Source organism: Pseudomonas sp. Kh14 (assembly GCF_900291005.1).
GTDB lineage: Bacteria > Pseudomonadota > Gammaproteobacteria > Pseudomonadales > Pseudomonadaceae > Aquipseudomonas > Aquipseudomonas alloputida.
In genome coordinates, this window is record NZ_OLKJ01000028.1 from 22,251 (window position 1) to 40,648 (window position 18,398).

An 18,398-nucleotide genomic window follows, 5' to 3' on the forward strand; every position below is an offset into this window, starting at 1 on the left:
CAGTCAAGCTGGCGCAATCTTGCCACGTCCGATGCCGTAGTAAGTCAGCCCTGCCGAGGCCATGTGCTCGGGTTCGTACAGGTTGCGGCCATCGAACACCACCCGGTCGGCCAGCTGCTGCGGCACCTCGTCCAGGTTGAGCACACGGTAGTCCTGCCATTCGGTGACGATCACCAGGGCATCGGCGCCCCGCAACGCATCGTCCTTGCAGGGCACCAGTTGCAGGTCGGCACGCGGGCCGTAGTGGCGCCGGATTTCTTCCATGGCCTGAGGGTCGTGAGCCTGCACCCGCGCGCCCGCGGCCCACAGTGCTTCCAGCAGGACCCGGCTGGAAGCTTCGCGGATATCATTGGTATTGGGCTTGAACGACAACCCCCACAGGGCAAACACCTTGCCCCGCAGGCCGCCAGGGTAGTGGCGCTGGATCTTGCTGAACAGCCGGCCCTTCTGCTGCTCGTTGACCGACTCTACTGCGCGCAGCAACTGCGTCTCGAAGCCTTCTGCCTCGGCACTGTGGCGCAAGGCTTGCAGGTCTTTGGGGAAGCACGAGCCGCCAAAACCGCAGCCAGCGTAGATGAAGTCGTAACCGATGCGCGGGTCCGAGCCGATGCCACGGCGCACCATTTCGATATCGGCCCCCAGGTGCTCGGCCAGGTTGGCGATTTCGTTGATGAAGGAGATCTTGGTGGCCAGCATGCAATTGGCTGCGTACTTGGTCAGCTCGGCACTGCGCGCGTCCATGACCATGAACTTTTCGCGGTTGCGGTTGAACGGCAGGTAAAGCTCGCGTAGCAACTCCACTTCGGCCGCTTCTGCGCCGCCGATGATGATGCGCTGGGGGCGCATGCAGTCATCCACCGCAGACCCTTCCTTGAGAAACTCCGGGTTGCTGATCACCTGGAAGCGGCTGGTATCGGCCACGGCCTGGGCGATGCGTGCCTTGATGCGGTGTACCGTACCCACCGGCACGGTTGACTTGTTGACGATGACTTTGGGCCCGTCAGCGTGCTCGAGGATGCTGTCGACCACGGCGAAAACGTGCTTCAGGTCGGCGCTGCCGTCGGCTTGCGGTGGAGTACCGACGGCAATGAACTGCAACCTGGCATAGTTGGCAGCCACTGCGGCATCAGTGGTGAAGCGCAGCCGACCGCAGGCGAGGTTCTTCTCCAGCAGCGGCGCAAGGCCGGGCTCGAAGATCGGGCAATGGCCTTCATTCAGGCTGGCCACCCGATCGGCATCGACATCCATGCACAACACCGAATGGCCTACCTGGGCCAGGCACACCGCCTGGGTCAGGCCGACATAGCCGGTTCCGAAAACCGTGACCTTCATTTGACAGCTCCTTGATAGGAAAGCTGAAAAAAAATGTCACATCGTTGTTTAGGAATTGTGACCTGAAGGATGCGCGCGTGGACCATATGGCCGTTATTCCACGTCGCCCAGGCAGAGCATCTAAACTTACTGACAGCTCGCGGTAGCGCGTTGTACCGCGAACGAAAACCCTTGAACCGACCACCGCCTTCCCGGAGCGGATGTCCCTCGTTGGCGATGGCCTTCTTGCAGAGGAGGGCAGGTCATGGACGAGGCAAGGCTTCACGATTTCATGGGCAAGCTGGTGGGCGACATGGGCGCGGCGGCGACGCTGGCCAATGTCATTCTCGGCGATGAACTGGGGCTGTACCGGGCCATGGCCGACAGCCAGGCGGTCACCCCTGAGCAACTGGCGGAAAAGACCGGCTGCCACCCGCGGCTGGTGCGAGAATGGTTGAATGCCCAGGCGGCATCGGGCTACATGGTCCATGACAAGGGCCGTTTTGTGCTGCCTGAAGAACAGGCCATGGCCCTGGCGCTGGAGGACTCCCCGGCTTACATGGCCGGCGGCGCGGCAGTGGTGGCGGCGCTGTTCCATGACAAGGACAAGCTGGTAGCCGCCATGCGCGGCGATGGCGGGTTGGCCTGGGGCGATCACCACCCGTGCATGTTCAGCGGTACCGAGCGGTTTTTCCGGCCGGGGTATCGCACCTTCCTGGTAGCGGATTGGCTGCCGGCACTGGAGGGTGTGGTGGCCAAGCTGCAAGCGGGCGCCAAGGTGGCGGATGTGGGCTGCGGTCATGGTGCCTCGACGCTGGTGATGGCGCAGGCGTTTCCGGCGTCGACCTTCGTGGGGTACGACTATCATCAGCCTTCGATCGTCACCGCCAACGCGCGTGCACGTGAAGCGGGGCTGGAGGCGCGGGTGAGCTTCCAGCAGGCCAGCGCCAAGGAGTACCCGGGGCATGACCATGACCTGGTGTGCTTCTTCGATTGCCTGCACGACATGGGTGACCCGGTCGGGGCAGCCCGGCATGCCTACCGTGCTTTGAAGGCTGATGGCACGGTCATGCTGGTTGAGCCGTATGCCGAGGACTCGCTGGAGGGTAACCTGACACCGGTCGGGCGCTTGTTCTATGCAGCCTCGACGTTTATTTGCACGCCCAATTCGTTGTCGCAGGAAGTGGGGCTGGGGTTGGGTGCGCAGGCCGGGGAGGCGCGATTGCGGGCGGTCTTCGAGGAGGCAGGGTTCAGCAGGTTCCGGCGGGCGACGCAGACGCCGTTCAACCTGATTCTGGAGGCCCGCAAGTAGAACGTGATCTTGTGCCGGATTCTTCGCGGGCTCGCCCGCTGCCACAGGTTACGTGCTTGTTTCAGGCCTGTGGCGATCCTGGACCTGGAAAGCAGAAGGGGTGCTACATGGCACCCCTTCTGTTTGTCGCTTAGGCTTCAGCGTCCCAAGGACGATCGCCTTTTTCATCTTTGACGCGGGTCGGCAGGCCCATCACGTCCAGCGCCTTGAGGAACGGCTCGGCTGGCAGCTCCTCGACGTTGACCATGCGCTTGGCATCCCACTCGCCACGAGCGACCAGCAGGGCAGCGGCCACTGGCGGTACCCCGGCGGTGTAGGAAATGCCCTGGCTGTCGGTCTCGGCGTAGGCTTCTTCGTGGTCGGCCACGTTGTAGATAAACACTTCGCGGGGCTGGCCATCCTTGGTGCCTTTGACCAAATCGCCGATACAGGTCTTGCCGGTGTAGCCAGGGGCCAGCGAGGCCGGGTCTGGCAGTACGGCCTTGACCACTTTCAGCGGTACCACTTCCAGGCCTTCGGCGGTTTTCACCGGTTGCTCGCTCAGCAGGCCCAGGTTCTTCAGAACCGTGAACACGTTGATGTAGTGCTCGCCGAAGCTCATCCAGAAGCGCACGTTCGGGACGTTGAGGTTCTTCGAAATCGAGTGAACTTCATCGTGGCCGGTCAGGTACAGGTTTTGCGAGCCTACCACTGGCAGGTCGTCGGTACGCTTGACCTCGAACATGGTATTGCTGGTCCACTGGCTGTTCTGCCAGCTCCACACTTGTCCGGTGAACTCGCGGAAGTTGATTTCCGGGTCGAAGTTGGTGGCAAAGTACTTGCCATGCGAACCGGCATTGACGTCGAGAATATCGATCGAATCAATGCTGTCGAAATACTGCTGCTGCGCCAGCTTGGCGTAGCTGTTCACCACACCCGGGTCGAAACCGACGCCGAGAATGGCGGTAATGTTCTTTGCCTGGCACTCTTCGAGGTGTTTCCACTCGTAGTTGCCGTACCACGGTGGGGTCTCGCAGATCTTGCCCGGCTCTTCGTGGATAGCGGTGTCCAGATAGGCGACACCCGTATCGATGCAAGCACGCAGCACCGACATGTTGAGGAAGGCGGAACCCACATTGATCACGATCTGCGATTCGGTTTCGCGGATCAGCGCCTTGGTTGCCTCGACATCGAGGGCATTGAGCGAGAAGGCCTGGATGTCGGCGGGTACCTTGAGGCTACCCTTGGCCTTGACGCTGTCGATGATGGCCTGGCATTTGGAGATGTTCCGTGACGCGATGGCGATACGACCCAGTTCGTCGTTATGCTGCGCGCACTTGTGGGCCACCACCTTGGCGACACCTCCTGCACCAATGATAAGAACGTTCTTCTTCAATTTACCCTTTGCTCCTTACTTGAAAGCCGGTCTTACGACAGGCTGGAAACGTAGTCTTCGAAACCGAACTCGCGGACGACTTCGACGCTGCCGTCGAGCTGCTTGACCACGATGGAAGGCATCTTCAGCCCGTTGAACCAGTTTTTCTTGACCATGGTGTAACCCGCCGTGTCGATGAACGACAGGCGATCGCCAATGGCCAGCGGACGGTCGAATTGGTACTCGCCGAAGATGTCACCGGCCAGGCATGACTTGCCGCAGACCATGTAGGTATGCTCGCCGTCATTGGGGGCCATCTTGGCGTTGAGGCGGTAGATCAGCAGGTCGAGCAGGTGCGCTTCGATCGAGCTGTCGACCACGGCCAGGTGCTTGCCGTTGTACAGGGTGTCGAGCACGGTCACTTCCAGCGAGGCGCTGTTGGTGATGGCGGCTTCGCCCGGCTCCAGGTAAACCTGCACGCCGTATTTTTCCGAGAACGCCTTCAGGCGCGCGCAGAAGGCGTCTACTGCATAGTCTTCACCGGTGAAGTGAATGCCGCCACCAAGGCTGACCCACTCGACCTTGTGCAGCAGGTGGCCAAAACGCTCTTCGATGTGCGTGAGCATCTTGTCGAACAGGCCGAAGTCACCGTTCTCGCAGTTGTTGTGGAACATGAAACCGGAGATCTGTTCGATCACCTGCTCGATCTTCGCCGGGTCCCATTCGCCCAGGCGGCTGAACGGGCGGGCCGGGTCGGCCAGCAGGTAGTCGGAGCTGCTGACCTGCGGGTTGACGCGCAGACCACGCACCTTGCCTTCGGACTGGTCGGCAAAGCGTTGCAGTTGGCCGATCGAGTTGAAGATGATCTTGTCGCAGTTCTCAAGCATCTCCTCGACCTCGTCGTCGGCCCAGGCCACGCTATAGGCATGGGTTTCGCCGGCAAACTTCTGGCGGCCGAGCTTGAGCTCGAACAGGGAGGACGAGGTGGTACCGTCCATGTACTGCTGCATCAGGTCGAACACCGACCAGGTGGCGAAGCACTTGAGGGCGAGCAGCGCCTTGGCACCAGAGTGTTCGCGCACGTAGGCGATCTTCTCCATGTTGCTGAGCAGCTTGGTTTTATCGATGAGGTAATACGGCGTCTTGATCATTTAAAGGCCCCCGGCCAGGCCGGCCAAAAAAAGGACACGCATTGTGCCTTCACTTGCCGCAGACCGAAAGGGCGGGATACGCATTTCGTCAGGGTTGACGCTATTGCGAGGGCTTTTTCGGTTGCGGCGAGCCTAGTAGATCAGGTGCATGTGACTGTCGTAATCACCCCCGACAGATGGCAGCTTCAGTCTGCCTGATGCAGCCAGGCCCGGATCTGCTCCAGTGTTGCGGTAGCGCCGCCACAGACCACCACCAGTACATTGCGCAAGGCGCCCAGTGCCTTGGCATCATAGGCCACTGCCAACGCCGCCCCGCACGCGGGCTCGACCAGCACACGGTGGTCCAGCAAAAACCGCTCACAGGCCTCCAGCGCTGCGCGATCGCTGACCAGATGGCTGTGCACCGGATGCTGCTGCACGCACGTCAGCGCCTGATCAGCCACACGCTTGGCCCCCAGCGACGTCGCCACCGAGGCGATGCGCTCCAGCTCCACCGAATGCCCAGCCTGCATGGCCGCATGCAGCGACGCCGCGCCCTCGGTTTCCACTGCCAGCACCGGCACATCGCCCCAGCCATTGCGCTTGAGCCCCTCTACCACGCCACTGAGCAAGCCGCCCCCGCCGACTGACAACACCACCGCGTCCGGCTTCAGGCCGGCTTCGGCCACTTCATCCACCAGGCTGGCATGCCCGGCCCACAGCAGTGGGTCGTCGAACGGGTGGATGAAAGCATCGTTCGGGCCTACCAGTGTCTGTGCCAGGGCGTTGGCCTCTTGCCATGAACTGCCGTGCACCACCACCTTGGCGTCTTCCAGGTGCAGCAGCTGCTTGGCCAGTTCGGTGGTGGTTTCGGGTACCACCACGGTCACCGGCACCCCCAGCTTGCGTCCGGCGTAGGCGACTGCCAAACCGGCATTGCCACCTGACGAGGACACAAAGTGCCGGGCGCCACGCGCGTGGTGTACCTCGCAGGCGTGGCCTACACCGCGCAGTTTGAACGAACCGCAGGGTTGCAGGGCGTCGAGCTTGAGCCAGATATTACGACCGGCCGCCAACGACAGCGGGCGCGATTCGATCAGGGGGGTATGAATGTGCAAGGTCATTGGCTGGCTCCGCGTAGTTGCTCGAGGTAGTTGTAAATGGTGTAGCGCGTCACGCCGAGGGCGCTGGCAGCCTTCTCGACGCCGCCCTTGACGATGAACAGGCCGCGCTCCTGCATGACGCGCACGGCCTCGACCTTGGCCTGTTTGTTCATCCGCCCCTGGCCGCTGCGCTGCAGGGCGGCCTGGATGATCTCGCTCATCAGCAGCTCCATGTCGGCAGGTTCGTTGACCGCAGGTATGGCCCCCAGCGGCTGCAACTGCTGGAGAAAGTTCATGGCAGCATCCAGGCCGGTGACGTCGGTGTTGACGCACAGGCTGGCGAACGGGTGGCCGCTGCTGTCACGGAAGATTGCCGTGGCACTTCGTAGCGTGCGGCCTTTGAGCGTAGTGGGGTAATCGGGCAGCACCACCGGCTCACTGCCGTGCTGGTCGGCCGAGGCCTGCATCAGTGCCTTGAAACCCTGGTCCTGCTCCGGTGCGGCGAGGATCGGGCTGCCTAAGCTGCGGCCGGAAAGATGACCGTTGATGATCGCCACCACCGAGTGTTCGGGGTGGTCAAGGTCGTGCAGGAGTATTTCCATATTGCGCGCGGCAACGCTGCCCAGGGCCTGGATGGCGGCCTTGAGCACGGTGAGGGTGAGTTGGCGTTCTTCGCTGGGGGTGATAGGCATGGCAGATCGCAAAATCAACTGTTTGTGCATTTTTACACATATGGTTGAAATTCGCGATCTGCTTTTGTGGGCCCTGTAAGACTCAGCCGAGCGCCGGCGTGCGCGGCGGAATCATCCGGCGCGAGCCGGTGGCTTCGAACGCGGCAGCAAAACTCAGCAGCGCGTTGTCGCTATAGGCCTTCCCGGCAAAGGTCAGCCCCACCGGCATACCGATATCGGCCATCACGCCCATCGGCACGGTCACGGTCGGCACGCCCAGGTGACGGATTGCCAGGTTGCCGTTGGCTACCCAGACACCGTTGCTCCAGGCGATGTCCGCCGATACCGGGTTGATATCGGCATCGGCCGGGCCAACGTCGGCTACGGTGGGGAACAGCACCGCGTCCAGGCCCAGCTTGTCCATCCAGTCTTCCAGGTCCAGCTTGCGGGTCTGCTCCAGGCCGCGCAGGCCGTCGGGCAGGGTCTCGATCTGGTCCCAGGTCTTCAGGCCACGTTTGGCCATGTTGACGTACTCGTCCATGCCGGCAGCCAGGTCATCTTCACGGTTGGGCAAGGTGCCCGGGTCGTGGGGGAAGATCTTCAGCCCGTCGACATCGGCCAGGCGGTTAAGCTTGGGGTCATCGTTGGCGCGCAGGAAGTCGTCAAAGGCCCAGCCCGACAGTTCCCACAGTTCATCATGCAGGAATGCTTTGCTGACGATGCCACGGTTGTACACGGTCGGCGCGCCTGGGCGGTCGCCTTCGCAGTTGGACACCAGCGGGAAGTCCACTTCCAGTACCTCGGCACCCGCCGCTTCCAGGGCCTGGCGTGCTTGTTGCCACAGGTCGATCACCGTGGCGCGGGTGTTGATGCGTTGGCCGGTCGGCCCACCGATGCCTGGCTTCTCGGCGGTGCCCGCGTCGGGATCGGCATTTATATACATGCGTGGTACGCCAAAGCGCTTGCCCTTGAGCGCGCTGGCATCTACCGCCAGTTCAAGGTACGAAGCCGGACGTACCGTCGAGGCAGCGGGGATTGGCACCCATGGCTGCAGGCGCCACAGGTCGCCGCGCTTGTCGGCATCATCGGCTACCACCACGTCGAGGATTTCCAGCAGATCGGCCATGGTGCGGGCATAGGGCACCACCACGTCCATGGTCGGTGTCAGCGGCCAGTTGCCACGCACCGAAATCACCCCGCGCGACGGGGTGTAGGCGCACAGGCCGTTGTTGGACGCCGGGCCACGGCCGCTGGACCAGGTTTCTTCGGCCAGGCCAAAGGCGCTGAAGCTGGCGGCGGTGGCGGTTCCGGCACCGTTGGACGAGCCCGAGGCGAAGGGCGCGGTCAGGTAGTTGGCGTTGTACGGGCTTTCGGCGCGGCCATAGACGCCGCGTTGCATGCCACCGTTAGCCATGGGCGGCATGTTGGTCTTGCCCAGGCACACGGCACCGGCGGCGCGCAGGCGCTCGATGGTGAAGGCGTCGCGCTGGGCGACCAGGTCCTTGAAGGCAGGGCTGCCGGAGGCGGCAGTCAAGCCTTTGACCAGGTAGCTGTCCTTGGCGGTGTAGGGGATGCCGTCCAGCGGGCTAAGCACTTGGCCCTTGGCGCGGCGGGCATCGGAGGCCTCGGCTTCTTTCAGCGCCTCCGGGTTGCGTACCACTACGGCATTAAGGGCAGTGGCCGTGTCAGCGCCATCGTAGGCGTCGATGCGCGCCAGGTAGGCCTTGACCAGCTCGACCGCTGTCGTGCGGCCCGACTCGAGCGCGTCGCGCAGCTCGGCAATGGAAACCTCGGTTACCTCGATCATGCGTTCACCAAAAAAATGTGCAGGTGGGGGCTAATGCGAGGAGTGTACAAGAAGGGCTTGGCGGACGCAGGTTTGCGCAGGGGCAAATGGTTTTATGCAGGGGGGCATTGTCGGGGGTGTTCACAGGCGTCACCGGGCCCATTATGGGGGCGGCCTTTTATTGTCAAAGGGCCGCTCCCACACGGTCTGCGTCAACCTTCCAGGTCGGCGGCGCTATGGCGCTCCGGCACCTGGCTGTGTTCATCTCCCCAGGTACGGTTCACGCGTGTACCGCGCTGCACAGCAGGGCGCTGGGCGATGTCCTCGGCCCAGCGCTGTACGTTCGGGTACTCGTCAACCGCCAGGAACTGCGCAGCGTCATACAGGTTGCCGCGTACCAGCTGGCCATACCACGGCCACACGGCAATATCAGCAATACTGTATTCCTCACCGCCCAGATAACGGCTTTCGGCCAAGCGACGATCAAGTACGTCCAGCTGACGCTTGGCCTCCATGGTGAAGCGGTTGATGGCGTACTCGAACTTTTCTGGTGCATACACGTAGAAGTGGCCAAAACCACCGCCCAGGTAAGGCGCCGCACCCATCTGCCAGAACAACCAGTTCAGGCATTCGGTGCGCGCAGCCGGCGATTTCGGCAGCAATGCTCCAAACTTTTCTGCCAGGTACAGCAGGATCGAACCTGATTCGAACACCCGCACCGGCGGCTCCACGCTGCGGTCGAGCAGGGCAGGAATCTTCGAGTTGGGGTTGACCTGGACGAAGCCACTGGAAAACTGATCACCCTCGCCGATGCGAATCAGCCAGGCATCGTATTCGGCACCGGCGTGGCCCAGGGCAAGCAGCTCTTCAAGGGCAATGGTGACCTTGACGCCGTTGGGCGTAGCCAGGGAATACAGCTGCAGCGGGTGTTTGCCCAGCGGCAGGTCCTTGTCGTGAGTCGGGCCGGCTACCGGGCGGTTGATGCTGGCGAACTGGCCGCCGGAGGCTGCGTCGTTGCGCCAGACTTTGGGTGGCACGTAGGCAGGCTTGCTCATGCATGAATCTCCTTCAAAGGCGCGAAAACGGTCACGTGAAAACGTTGACCTGCATCTATGCCACGGGTTCGACGCAATGCGCAAATGCACAGGGTGCAGGCGCAGCTTGCATGACGGCGGTTTCATCCAGTTTTCATCCGGCACAACTCCGGCCGGTTTTATGCTGGGTTATCCCTTCGTCCTGTAAGGAACCGCTGGCCGATGACCCTTGCACGCTGCGTGTTGGCGCTGGTCCTGCTCGGCGGCCTGCTGGCCCGCGCCGAGGCCGCGCCGTGGGTTGCCGGCCTGCACCTTATGACCTTGACCGACCCGGTCGATAGCCGCCCGATGCAAGCGCTGGCGTTCTACCCGGCCGTTGGCAAAACCCGTATCAGCCGTATAGACGGGTATCCCGTCGACGTGGCCGAAGAGGCGCCCGTCGCCATGGGGCGATTCCCGTTGCTGGTGCTGTCTCACGGCAATACGGGCAGCCCATTGGCCTTGCATTACCTGGCCACGTCGCTGGCGCGGCAAGGGTTCGTGGTGGTGGCGGTGGTGCACCCGGGGGACAACGTGCGCGACCACAGCCGCCTTGGCACCCTGAGCAATCTTTATGGGCGGCCGCTGCAAGTCAGCGCGGCGATCACCGCAGCGCGTGATGATGCAGTGGTCGGGCCTTATCTGAATGACGGCAAGGTGGGTGTGATCGGCTACTCGGCCGGCGGAGAAACCGCGTTGATCCTGTCTGGCGCACGCCCCGACCTGGAGCGTCTGCGTCAGTACTGCCTGGAGCGCCCGCATGACGAAGACGCCTGCAAGACCCACGGCATCCTGATTGCCGACCGTAGCGAACTGGCGCCCGAGACCGACCCGCGAGTGGGGGCGGTCATGTTGATGGCGCCGCTGAGCCTGTTGTTCGGGCGCCATGCGCTGGCCGGTGTGCAGGTACCCGCACTGATCTACAGTGGCGACAGCGATCAGCTTGTGGCCGTAGACCGTAATGCCGAGGCCTTGGCCCGCAAACTGCCGGTTACACCGGACTACCGCCTGTTGGCCGGTGCCGGGCATTTCGTGTTCATGGCCCACTGCGATGCCGAGCAGTACGCGCGAATGTCGGCGCTGTGCAAGGACGCCGATGGCGTCGACCGCCGGCATATCCATCATTCGCTGCAGCGAGAAACGGCAGCGTTCTTCAGCCAGGTGCTGGGAGCGCCAGCGCCGGCTCAGCGTTCAGCTGCGACGGGCGCGCCGCGCCAGCCACAACGTTAGGCCGACCCCGGCCAAGGCGAGCAGGGCAGCCACGCAGAAGATCGAGGCATACCCCAGGTGTACCGCCACGGCGCCCATCACCGGGCCGGCAATGGCCAAGGCCATGTCGAAGAACACAGCATAGGCACCCAGCCCTGCGCCGCGGCTGCTGCTGGGGACTTGTTTGATCGCTTCCACGCCCAATGCCGGGTAAACCAGCGACAGCCCGAAACCGGTCAGCCCGGCGCCAACCAGCGCCCAGGGCGGCGAGGGCGCCAGCCACAGAAGGCTCAGGCCCAGCACTTCGGTGGCCATGCAGGCGACCGCCACGTTGTACCCACCAAAGCGGTTGACCGCGTTGACGAACAGCAGCCGCGAAATGATGAAGCACACACCAAACGCACTCAGGCACCAGGCCGCACCGGCCCAGCCGCGCTCGAGGTAATACAGGGTGACGAAGGTGGTCAAGGTGCCGTAGCCGATCGAGGCCAGGGTCAAACCCAGGCCACACGGGGCAACCCGGCCAAACGCCGACCAGAAGGGCAGGCGCTCGCCGCGCATCACGACCACGTCGGGGCGCTTGCGAAGCACCAGCAGGGCAAGGGTTGCCAGCACCAGCAAAGCCGGCCCCAGCACGCTGAAGTCCATCCCGTCCACGGCCAGAACGCCAACTGGCGCACCGATGGCGATCGCGCCATAGGAGGCGATACCGTTCCACGAGATCACCCTGGCAGTGTGTTCGGGGCCGACCTGGCTGATACCCCAGCTCAAGGTGGCCACGCCGATCAGCCCTTGGGCGATGCCCAGCAGCAAGCGTCCACCGAGCAGCAGTGCCAGGCTTAGCAGCGGCAAGGTGAGGGTCCAGGCTGACAGCAACGTCAACACCCCGCAACCGGCAATCCCCAACAGGCCAAAGCGGATGGCCTGTTTCCCTCCCAAAGTGTCCGCCACCCTGCCTGCAAACGGGCGGCTCAGCAGCGTGGCCAGGTACTGCAGGCCAATGGTTACACCGGCGATCACTGCACCAAAGCCAAGCTGGTCGTGCACATAGCTGGGCAGCACCGCAATCGGCAGGCCGATGCAGAGGAACGCAATGAAGGTATAGAAAACGATCGACAGGATCTGCAGGGTGATGTGCAGGGTGTTACTGGCGGGGGCAGGTTGTTGCGCGGTCATGGGCTCTTTCGCGGGCGGGCGGTTGGGCGTGGTCCCATCATGGCCGTTGCGCGAAGGAAAAGACAGCAGGCTAACGAATTATTCGTCGGGCAGTGCCGGTCGGTGGGATGGGGATGGACTCCGCTCCCACAGGGACCGCACAGGTATTGGACGCTGGTGGGGCCTTGGGAGAGCGGGCAAGCCCGCGAAGAGGCCCGGCCATCCGAGATGGCCAGGCCGTCCCATCAATCAGACCAGCACACCCTGGCTACGCAGGTAGTCGTCGTAGGTACCGCTGAAGTCCACCACACCATCGGCCGACAGCTCGATGATGCGCGTGGCCAGCGACGACACGAACTCGCGGTCGTGGCTGACGAACAGCAGGGTGCCCGGGTAGTTTTCCAGCGCCAGGTTCAGCGCTTCAATCGATTCCATGTCCAGGTGGTTGGTCGGCTCGTCCATCACCAGCACGTTCGGCTTCTGCAAAATCAGCTTGCCGAACAGCATGCGACCTTGTTCACCACCGGAAATCACCTTCACCGACTTGAGGATTTCGTCGTTGGAGAACAGCATGCGCCCCAGAGTGCCGCGGATAACCTGCTCACCAGAGGTCCACTGGCCCATCCAGTCGAACAGGGTCATGTCGTCTTCGAAGTCGTGGGCGTGGTCCTGGGCGTAGTAGCCCACTTCGGCGCTGTCGGTCCACTTTACCGAGCCGGCATCCGGGGTCATCTCGCCGACCAGGGTGCGTAGCAGGGTGGTCTTGCCAATACCGTTGGGGCCGATGATCGCAACGCGCTCGCCCGCTTCGACGGTGATGTCGAAGTTCTTGAACAGCACCTTGTCGTCGAAGGCTTTGGCCATTTTCTCGACGACCACGGCCTGGCGGTGCAGTTTCTTCGCTTGTTCGAAACGAATGAACGGGCTGACGCGACTGGACGGCTTGACCTCGGCCAGCTGGATCTTGTCGATCTGCTTGGCACGTGAAGTGGCCTGCTTGGCTTTGGAGGCGTTGGCCGAGAAGCGGCTGACGAAGGTCTGCAGCTCGGCGATCTGGGCTTTCTTCTTGGCGTTGTCCGACAGCAGCTGCTCACGCGACTGGGTGGCTGCGGTCATGTACTCGTCATAGTTGCCCGGGAACAGGCGCAGCTCGCCGTAATCCAGGTCAGCCATGTGGGTGCAGACGCTGTTGAGGAAGTGCCGGTCGTGGGAAATGATGATCATGGTGCTGTTACGCGCCGTGAGGATCGTTTCCAGCCAGCGGATGGTGTTGATGTCCAGGTGGTTGGTCGGTTCGTCGAGCAGCAGCACGTCCGGGTCCGAGAACAGCGCCTGGGCCAGCAGGACACGCAGCTTCCAGCCCGGAGCCACTTCGCTCATCGGGCCGAAGTGCTGGTCCAGCGGAATACCCAGGCCCAGCAGCAGTTCACCGGCGCGGGACTCGGCGGTGTAGCCGTCCATTTCGGCGAATTCGGTTTCCAGCTCGGCGACGGCCATGCCGTCTTCTTCGGTCATTTCCGGCAGCGAGTAGATACGGTCACGCTCGGCTTTGACTTTCCACAGCTGGCCGTGGCCCATGATCACCGTGTCGATCACGGTGAATTCCTCGTAGGCGAACTGGTCCTGGCGCAGCTTGCCCAGGCGGGTATTCGGCTCGAGCATGACCTGTCCTGCGGACGGCTCCAGGTCACCGCCGAGGATTTTCATGAAGGTCGACTTGCCGCAACCGTTGGCGCCGATCAGGCCGTAGCGGTTGCCGTTGTTGAATTTGACGGAAACGTTTTCGAACAGCGGCTTGGAGCCGAACTGCATGGTGATGTTAGCGGTGGAGATCAAAGGGCTTACCTATCAGTAACTTACGACGCTGGGCTTTCAGCTGATACCGATTTGATACCAATCTTGAGTTTTTCCAGCTCGCTCCAGTCGGAGCTTGAATTAAGCCAACGGGCATACGTCGACAGCAGCATCTGAATGCTGTGACCCAGCTGTTGGGCGATAAATGCGGGGTTGAGGCCGGACATTAAGCGTATTGTCGCATAGGTGTGACGGCAGTTGTATGGGGGGCGACGCTTGATCCCCAATTCAATCAGCACAGGCACCCACTGTTTGTGGAGATCGGAGATCCGTTTCACGCACTCCGCATTCCTCGACGGCGGGGGCGGGAACGGTGTTTCGGTCACTGCTCCCTTTTCCTCTCTGCGGCGATTCGCGTGCAGAACGACGAGTGGTGCCTGCAAAGACGCTGCATGCAATTGGAGGCGTTCGAGGTGGTCAGCGCTTATCCTTAAACCAAGCTGCCGGCCGTGCTCAACCAAACGACGAACTCAGTGGCCAGCGCCACGATGAGTTACACCACTTGAGGCGTGATCAGTTGCCGACTTGCAACAAACGCCCAGAGCATGAGAGCGCTTGCAGTTGACCACGTCGCCCATTGCCGTAAAATCGCGCGCCCAAAATTCAGCAGGCATGGCAAGAGGGAGCTTGAATGCAACGGGTGATGATCATTGGTCAGCCAGGGTCTGGGAAAAGTACCCTGGCGCGCAAGCTTGGCGAGCGCACAGGCTTGCCTGTCGTGCACATCGACACGATTCATTGGCAGCCAGGGTGGGTCGAGCGTAGCCGGGACGAGAAGACGCGTCTTTGTCATGAGATCGAGGCCCGTGAGCACTGGATCTTCGAAGGCGGGCATTCCACCACATGGAACAACCGGCTGGCCCGCGCTGACATGGTGATATGGATTGATCGCTCGGCTCCGCTTCGATTCTGGCGCGTGCTCCTCAGAACGATGTTGAACCGCGGTCGATCCCGGCCTGACTTGCCGGACAACTGCCCGGAGTTGCTGGCCAATCTGCCGGAGTTTTTCAGGTTCATGTGGCGGACGAAAGCCTCGTCTCGGGAAGCGATGAAGCGATTCGTAGCGACGGCCCCGCCGGGCTGTCGCGTGGTCTGCCTGCGGACCAATCGGGATACCGATGTTTTTCTCGCGAGTATGGGCACGCAGCCTGATCAGGTTGTGCAAGGTCATTAGATGCCAGATGAGCTTCTCACCAATCACCCCACAGGCAGCACGGCTGTACCGAAACTTGCAGCCAGCCTGAGATCGATGTGCTGGTCGAGGTTTCAGCGCATCGCAATGAGGCCGCGCGAGACGAGGTGTTGCTGACGCAGGGCTAGATACGCGGCAGTGACCTGTCGGCGTTCGCAGTCAGCTTGCTGCATGGGGTAGCGGTGTCAAGCCACTATCTTTGATTGCTGCGTCGGCTTCTGGCGATGCCGGATAGTCGAGGAGCCCTGGGCTGCGGCATGATGCTGGCTCCTGCTCACGACAGCACCTGAATACAGGGTCATGGCGAGGGAGCAGGATTTTAGAGAGGTTTACACCGCTTGCGCTGTCGGAGTAAGCGACAGAGCTGCTGTTTTGCAGCACTTTGCGCACGTCCTCGCCTTTGCGCACGGCCATAGCAATCAAAGACTTTCCGGATCTATTCGACTTGTTTTGTCGGCGTCACCGCTGGCCACCAGGTTCTCGAGGGCAAACCTACCATCAGTATGACATCCGTCTGCTCACCATGGGCGAGCCTGTTTGGGACGGCCTGAGGGGGCTCACCCATCGAAGGAGCGGCCTCTCGTGAAAGAGAGCCTCGCCCCTTCTATTGATAGCGTCGATTAGAAGCCATTGTTAAACAAAGGAAACAGTTGTATTCAAAACATCTAGTCCTGATGCTTGATAACAGCACTGCATCTGATAGGGAAGTTAACTGAGTTGGCAATAAAACATTCGTGGTGAGCATCGTCATGCAGGCGTCTTGCAAGATCCAGATCTGACTGGCTGCTGATAATGACCTGAGGCCTTAACTCAGCGTCTTTGAAATGGCCCTTGCGCTGGCCATCCCCTTCAAGCATCCGGCCCACCGGGTAGTCGACATATTCCAGGACGTTCACGTTGTTGACTGCGCACAGATGAAGATACCAAAGCTTGTGGCAGGCCGAGATCGAGGCCAGCAACATGTCTTCAGGGTTCCAGCGTTCAGGGTTCCCGCGAAAGGCGGGGTCGGCAGAGCCAAGGATAGGTGCCTTGCCTGGAGCCTCCACGTTGAAGTCTCTCTGGTACGCCGTGTAACTGGCAGTACCTGCACCCGTGTTACCTATCCAATTTACGGTGACAGCGTAATGGTGCTCTTTCATGGTCACTCCTGTGTCGAAAGACGGCCGGAAAATCTTGCCCATCGCTTGGGTGCGGTTATCTTGCTCTCGATTGAGGGCTCTCCACCAGCATCTAGTGTTTGCAGCGACGCATGAGCAATCCGAGCACATGCAATGAACCGATGGAACTCCAAGGCCGATACCGACGCCAAGGCTGCAGAACGTGATGCGTCATGCTCCAGGTTGCCTGTCCGCTAGGCCAGGTTGTCCATCCGCCGGTAATTCATGGCGCTCGCCTAGCGGAACACCGTAGCCACATTCCTTGAGCGACCGTGCGCTGATCGCGCGGCGCTTGAAGGGGTGGGTGGTGGTGTGATCACGGCTGTTAAATGAAAAAAGCAGATGTAAAAAAATGTAACACACACCTTCAGCAGTGGATTCATTGGAACAGCTGTGTATTCTGTCTCTCTAGTCAAGAACATGAGTTCAAGGTCCGTTCCATGCGTAATCGCGGCAAAATCTATTGGGAATGGGCCAATTCTGCGTTGCATTCCCGAAACTACGATGAGCGCCTACCCTGTGGCACTTTAATCAACATCCAAGCCCGACTCTCACTTGAAAACGCCACTCAACTTTTCTTGGGTATCTACGGGAAAAAAGGCGTGCTCTTGCTCGAAGAGGTACACCCTGACTGCCGTGGACAGAAACTGTCTGCGGCGATGGCCTGGGCGCTCGAGCGTGCTCACGACTGGGTCGCCAAGGCTTTTCCTGCGCCCAAAGCACCAGGGCCTGAACCACTCCCGCGCAGAGGCTCGCGTCTTCACGGATAACAATGCAGGGAAAACGGAACGCTCGTCAGATCGCTTGAGTCGTATCTCCATCAAAAGCGCATTGAGGCGCCCAGTTGGAGAAAGTGATGAGCCTTCAGTCCACCAGTCATGACCTTTACGTGCATTCCTACCTTGGTTACCAGGCATCGATTTACGTGCTGTGGGAGTCGAGCGTCGAATTTCCCACAGGGATGTTGGTCGAGGTAGGGAAGCCGGGCGCAACGGCGCGAACCCTGCGTGTGAGTCGACCATTCTCCTCTTCGACAGAAGCCATTCTCGAAGGGAAGGTTATGGCTGAACAGTACGTGGAAAGTCAGAAAAGCGGAGCTTGTTCTGCCGGGTGAGTTCGCCGAGGTCTGCGATCGGACCCACCGCAACCACGGGCGGGTCGACCGCCTTCGAATCTGTGCAGCCTTTGATAACGGTATTCCCTGTTCGTCGAGTCGTGCCATTTCAACAGTAACCGCTTGCGTAAGTGCCATTGTGGACGGTGGTGTTACTAATCATCGTGCTGCGCGGGTTCCAAGTCGACCCGGCCCCCCGAGTTGAAACCCTGCACATCAGTGGTCCATGATGTTGCGCTGCCGGTACTAGGGCCGGCATGGTCTACTACTGCTTCACTGAAGCGGCTCTATCAGTTCGGCGCCTTGGTTGCGCACATTGCCAATGGCTGTGCTCACTCGATACCACTCGAAGGCCTCGGCTGGCTCGCCCAGGTTGAGCGCCATCTGCTCGGCTTGTTCGCCCGGCGTCGCGGTTTGCATCCACTCACGCGCAAGGTCTGGGGCCAAAACCACTGGCCTGCGGTCGTGCACATCTACCATTCCGCCCTGGGCATCGGCCGTAATGATGACGAACCCGTCATGCTCGCTGCCAGCGAACTGGCCGATGCAGGCGCAAAGGGAAGGGCGCCCGTCCCGGCGTCGGATGTAGTACGGCTGTTTCTTCGGTCCGCCTTCATCGACCCATTCATACCAGCCGTCGATCGGCGTTATGCCTCGGTGCGGCCAGATCGCCCGGAAGAAGGGGCCGTGTGCCACCTTTTCGACCCTGGCGTTGATCGGCGCGGCACGATCGGTCGCCCAATGCGGCCGCCAGCCCCATCTCACCAGGTCCGCCCGCGGGCCTGCTTCATCCACTCGCAGCACTGCCACCGGCGTGGTCGGCGCGACGTTGTACCGGCCAAGTGGCTGGTCGCCGACGTTGTTCCGCCAGGCTTCTGGCAGGCTCAGGGTTTCGACAAAGTCGTGTATGCCTCGGTACTGACTCAACCTTCCACACATGCGCGGCCCTCCTGCCAGAAAAAGCATAGCGCTTGGGC

16 protein-coding genes and 2 pseudogenes are annotated in these 18,398 nt (G+C 61.4%); 5 read left to right on the forward strand and 13 right to left on the reverse strand.

Annotation, left to right across the window (positions count from 1 at the left end):
* Positions 1–3: 3 nt before the first annotated feature.
* Positions 4–1,332, reverse strand: coding sequence for a UDP-glucose/GDP-mannose dehydrogenase family protein (locus FQ668_RS13775; protein WP_019438543.1), 1,329 nt, complete (start codon positions 1,330–1,332; stop codon positions 4–6).
* 244 nt (positions 1,333–1,576) lie between these two features.
* On the opposite strand from FQ668_RS13775, the gene FQ668_RS13780 reads away from it, so the two are divergent.
* A complete protein-coding gene (locus FQ668_RS13780; RefSeq protein ID WP_014591216.1) occupies positions 1,577–2,623 on the forward strand; it encodes a class I SAM-dependent methyltransferase in 1,047 nt (348 codons plus the stop codon).
* 130 nt (positions 2,624–2,753) lie between these two features.
* Here the strand turns inward: FQ668_RS13780 and FQ668_RS13785 are convergent, their stop codons facing one another.
* The 6 genes from FQ668_RS13785 to yghU all read right to left on the reverse strand — a co-directional run bounded on the left by FQ668_RS13785 (position 2,754) and on the right by yghU (position 9,722).
* Positions 2,754–3,998 carry a saccharopine dehydrogenase family protein gene (locus tag FQ668_RS13785; protein WP_003248123.1) on the reverse strand — a complete coding sequence of 415 codons (1,245 nt, stop codon included), beginning with the start codon at positions 3,996–3,998 and terminating at the stop codon, positions 2,754–2,756.
* Between the two features lie 32 nt (positions 3,999–4,030).
* Complete coding sequence (nspC, locus tag FQ668_RS13790; protein WP_014591215.1) at positions 4,031–5,128, reverse strand: carboxynorspermidine decarboxylase; 1,098 nt, start codon at positions 5,126–5,128, stop codon at positions 4,031–4,033.
* A gap of 185 nt (positions 5,129–5,313) precedes the next feature.
* On the reverse strand, positions 5,314–6,231 hold the full coding sequence (locus FQ668_RS13795) for a pyridoxal-phosphate dependent enzyme (protein ID WP_019438542.1): 918 nt from the start codon (positions 6,229–6,231) through the stop codon (positions 5,314–5,316).
* Positions 6,228–6,902: a transcriptional regulator gene (locus FQ668_RS13800; RefSeq protein WP_026031942.1), complete on the reverse strand. Its 675-nt coding sequence runs from the start codon at positions 6,900–6,902 to the stop codon at positions 6,228–6,230. The genes FQ668_RS13795 and FQ668_RS13800 overlap by 4 nt, the downstream gene beginning before the upstream one ends.
* Before the next feature lie 82 nt (positions 6,903–6,984).
* On the reverse strand, positions 6,985–8,688 hold the full coding sequence (locus FQ668_RS13805) for an amidase (RefSeq protein WP_014591212.1): 1,704 nt from the start codon (positions 8,686–8,688) through the stop codon (positions 6,985–6,987).
* A 191-nt stretch (positions 8,689–8,879) separates the two neighbouring features.
* The gene (gene yghU / locus FQ668_RS13810; protein WP_019438540.1) at positions 8,880–9,722 is read right to left on the reverse strand and encodes a glutathione-dependent disulfide-bond oxidoreductase; all 843 of its coding nucleotides are present in this window, start codon (positions 9,720–9,722) and stop codon (positions 8,880–8,882) included.
* Positions 9,723–9,923: 201 nt separating this feature from the next.
* Here yghU and FQ668_RS13815 point away from each other — a divergent pair, with 201 nt between their 5' ends.
* Positions 9,924–10,970: a dienelactone hydrolase gene (locus FQ668_RS13815; protein WP_019438539.1), complete on the forward strand. Its 1,047-nt coding sequence runs from the start codon at positions 9,924–9,926 to the stop codon at positions 10,968–10,970.
* On the opposite strand, the gene FQ668_RS13820 is transcribed toward FQ668_RS13815, so the two are convergent.
* From FQ668_RS13820 to FQ668_RS13830, 3 genes and pseudogenes are all read right to left on the reverse strand, one after another.
* Positions 10,932–12,125, reverse strand: a complete 1,194-nt coding sequence (locus tag FQ668_RS13820) for an MFS transporter (protein ID WP_014591210.1) — start codon at positions 12,123–12,125, stop codon at positions 10,932–10,934. The two genes, FQ668_RS13815 and FQ668_RS13820, sit on opposite strands and share 39 nt — an antisense overlap.
* Positions 12,126–12,353: 228 nt before the next feature.
* Positions 12,354–13,940 (reverse strand): ABC-F family ATPase, encoded by a 1,587-nt coding sequence (locus tag FQ668_RS13825; protein WP_014591209.1) that lies wholly within the window; start codon positions 13,938–13,940, stop codon positions 12,354–12,356.
* Positions 13,941–13,960: 20 nt separating this feature from the next.
* Positions 13,961–14,317: pseudogene (locus tag FQ668_RS13830) on the reverse strand (site-specific integrase); the annotation flags it as partial.
* A 272-nt stretch (positions 14,318–14,589) separates the two neighbouring features.
* Between FQ668_RS13830 and FQ668_RS13835 the strand changes: the two are divergent.
* The gene (locus tag FQ668_RS13835) at positions 14,590–15,132 is read left to right on the forward strand and encodes an AAA family ATPase (protein ID WP_019438537.1); all 543 of its coding nucleotides are present in this window, start codon (positions 14,590–14,592) and stop codon (positions 15,130–15,132) included.
* 177 nt (positions 15,133–15,309) lie between these two features.
* Here FQ668_RS13835 and FQ668_RS28990 read toward each other — a convergent pair.
* Both FQ668_RS28990 and FQ668_RS13845 read right to left on the reverse strand, forming a co-directional pair.
* A pseudogene (locus FQ668_RS28990) lies at positions 15,310–15,895 on the reverse strand (substrate-binding domain-containing protein).
* Positions 15,816–16,289 (reverse strand): OsmC family protein, encoded by a 474-nt coding sequence (locus FQ668_RS13845; protein ID WP_014591152.1) that lies wholly within the window; start codon positions 16,287–16,289, stop codon positions 15,816–15,818. Before FQ668_RS13845 ends, FQ668_RS28990 begins: the two are co-directional and overlap by 80 nt.
* A 458-nt stretch (positions 16,290–16,747) precedes the next feature.
* Between FQ668_RS13845 and FQ668_RS29160 the strand changes: the two genes are divergently transcribed.
* Together FQ668_RS29160 and FQ668_RS13855 are read left to right on the forward strand one after the other, a co-directional pair.
* Entirely contained in the window at positions 16,748–17,077 is a 330-nt protein-coding gene (locus FQ668_RS29160; protein WP_019438536.1) for a hypothetical protein, read from the forward strand.
* Between the two features lie 86 nt (positions 17,078–17,163).
* Complete coding sequence (locus FQ668_RS13855; protein ID WP_019438535.1) at positions 17,164–17,421, forward strand: hypothetical protein; 258 nt, start codon at positions 17,164–17,166, stop codon at positions 17,419–17,421.
* A gap of 273 nt (positions 17,422–17,694) precedes the next feature.
* Here FQ668_RS13855 and FQ668_RS13860 read toward each other — a convergent pair whose 3' ends face one another.
* The gene (locus tag FQ668_RS13860) at positions 17,695–18,360 is read right to left on the reverse strand and encodes an SOS response-associated peptidase (protein ID WP_023389601.1); all 666 of its coding nucleotides are present in this window, start codon (positions 18,358–18,360) and stop codon (positions 17,695–17,697) included.
* Between the last annotated feature and the right edge of the window lie 38 nt (positions 18,361–18,398).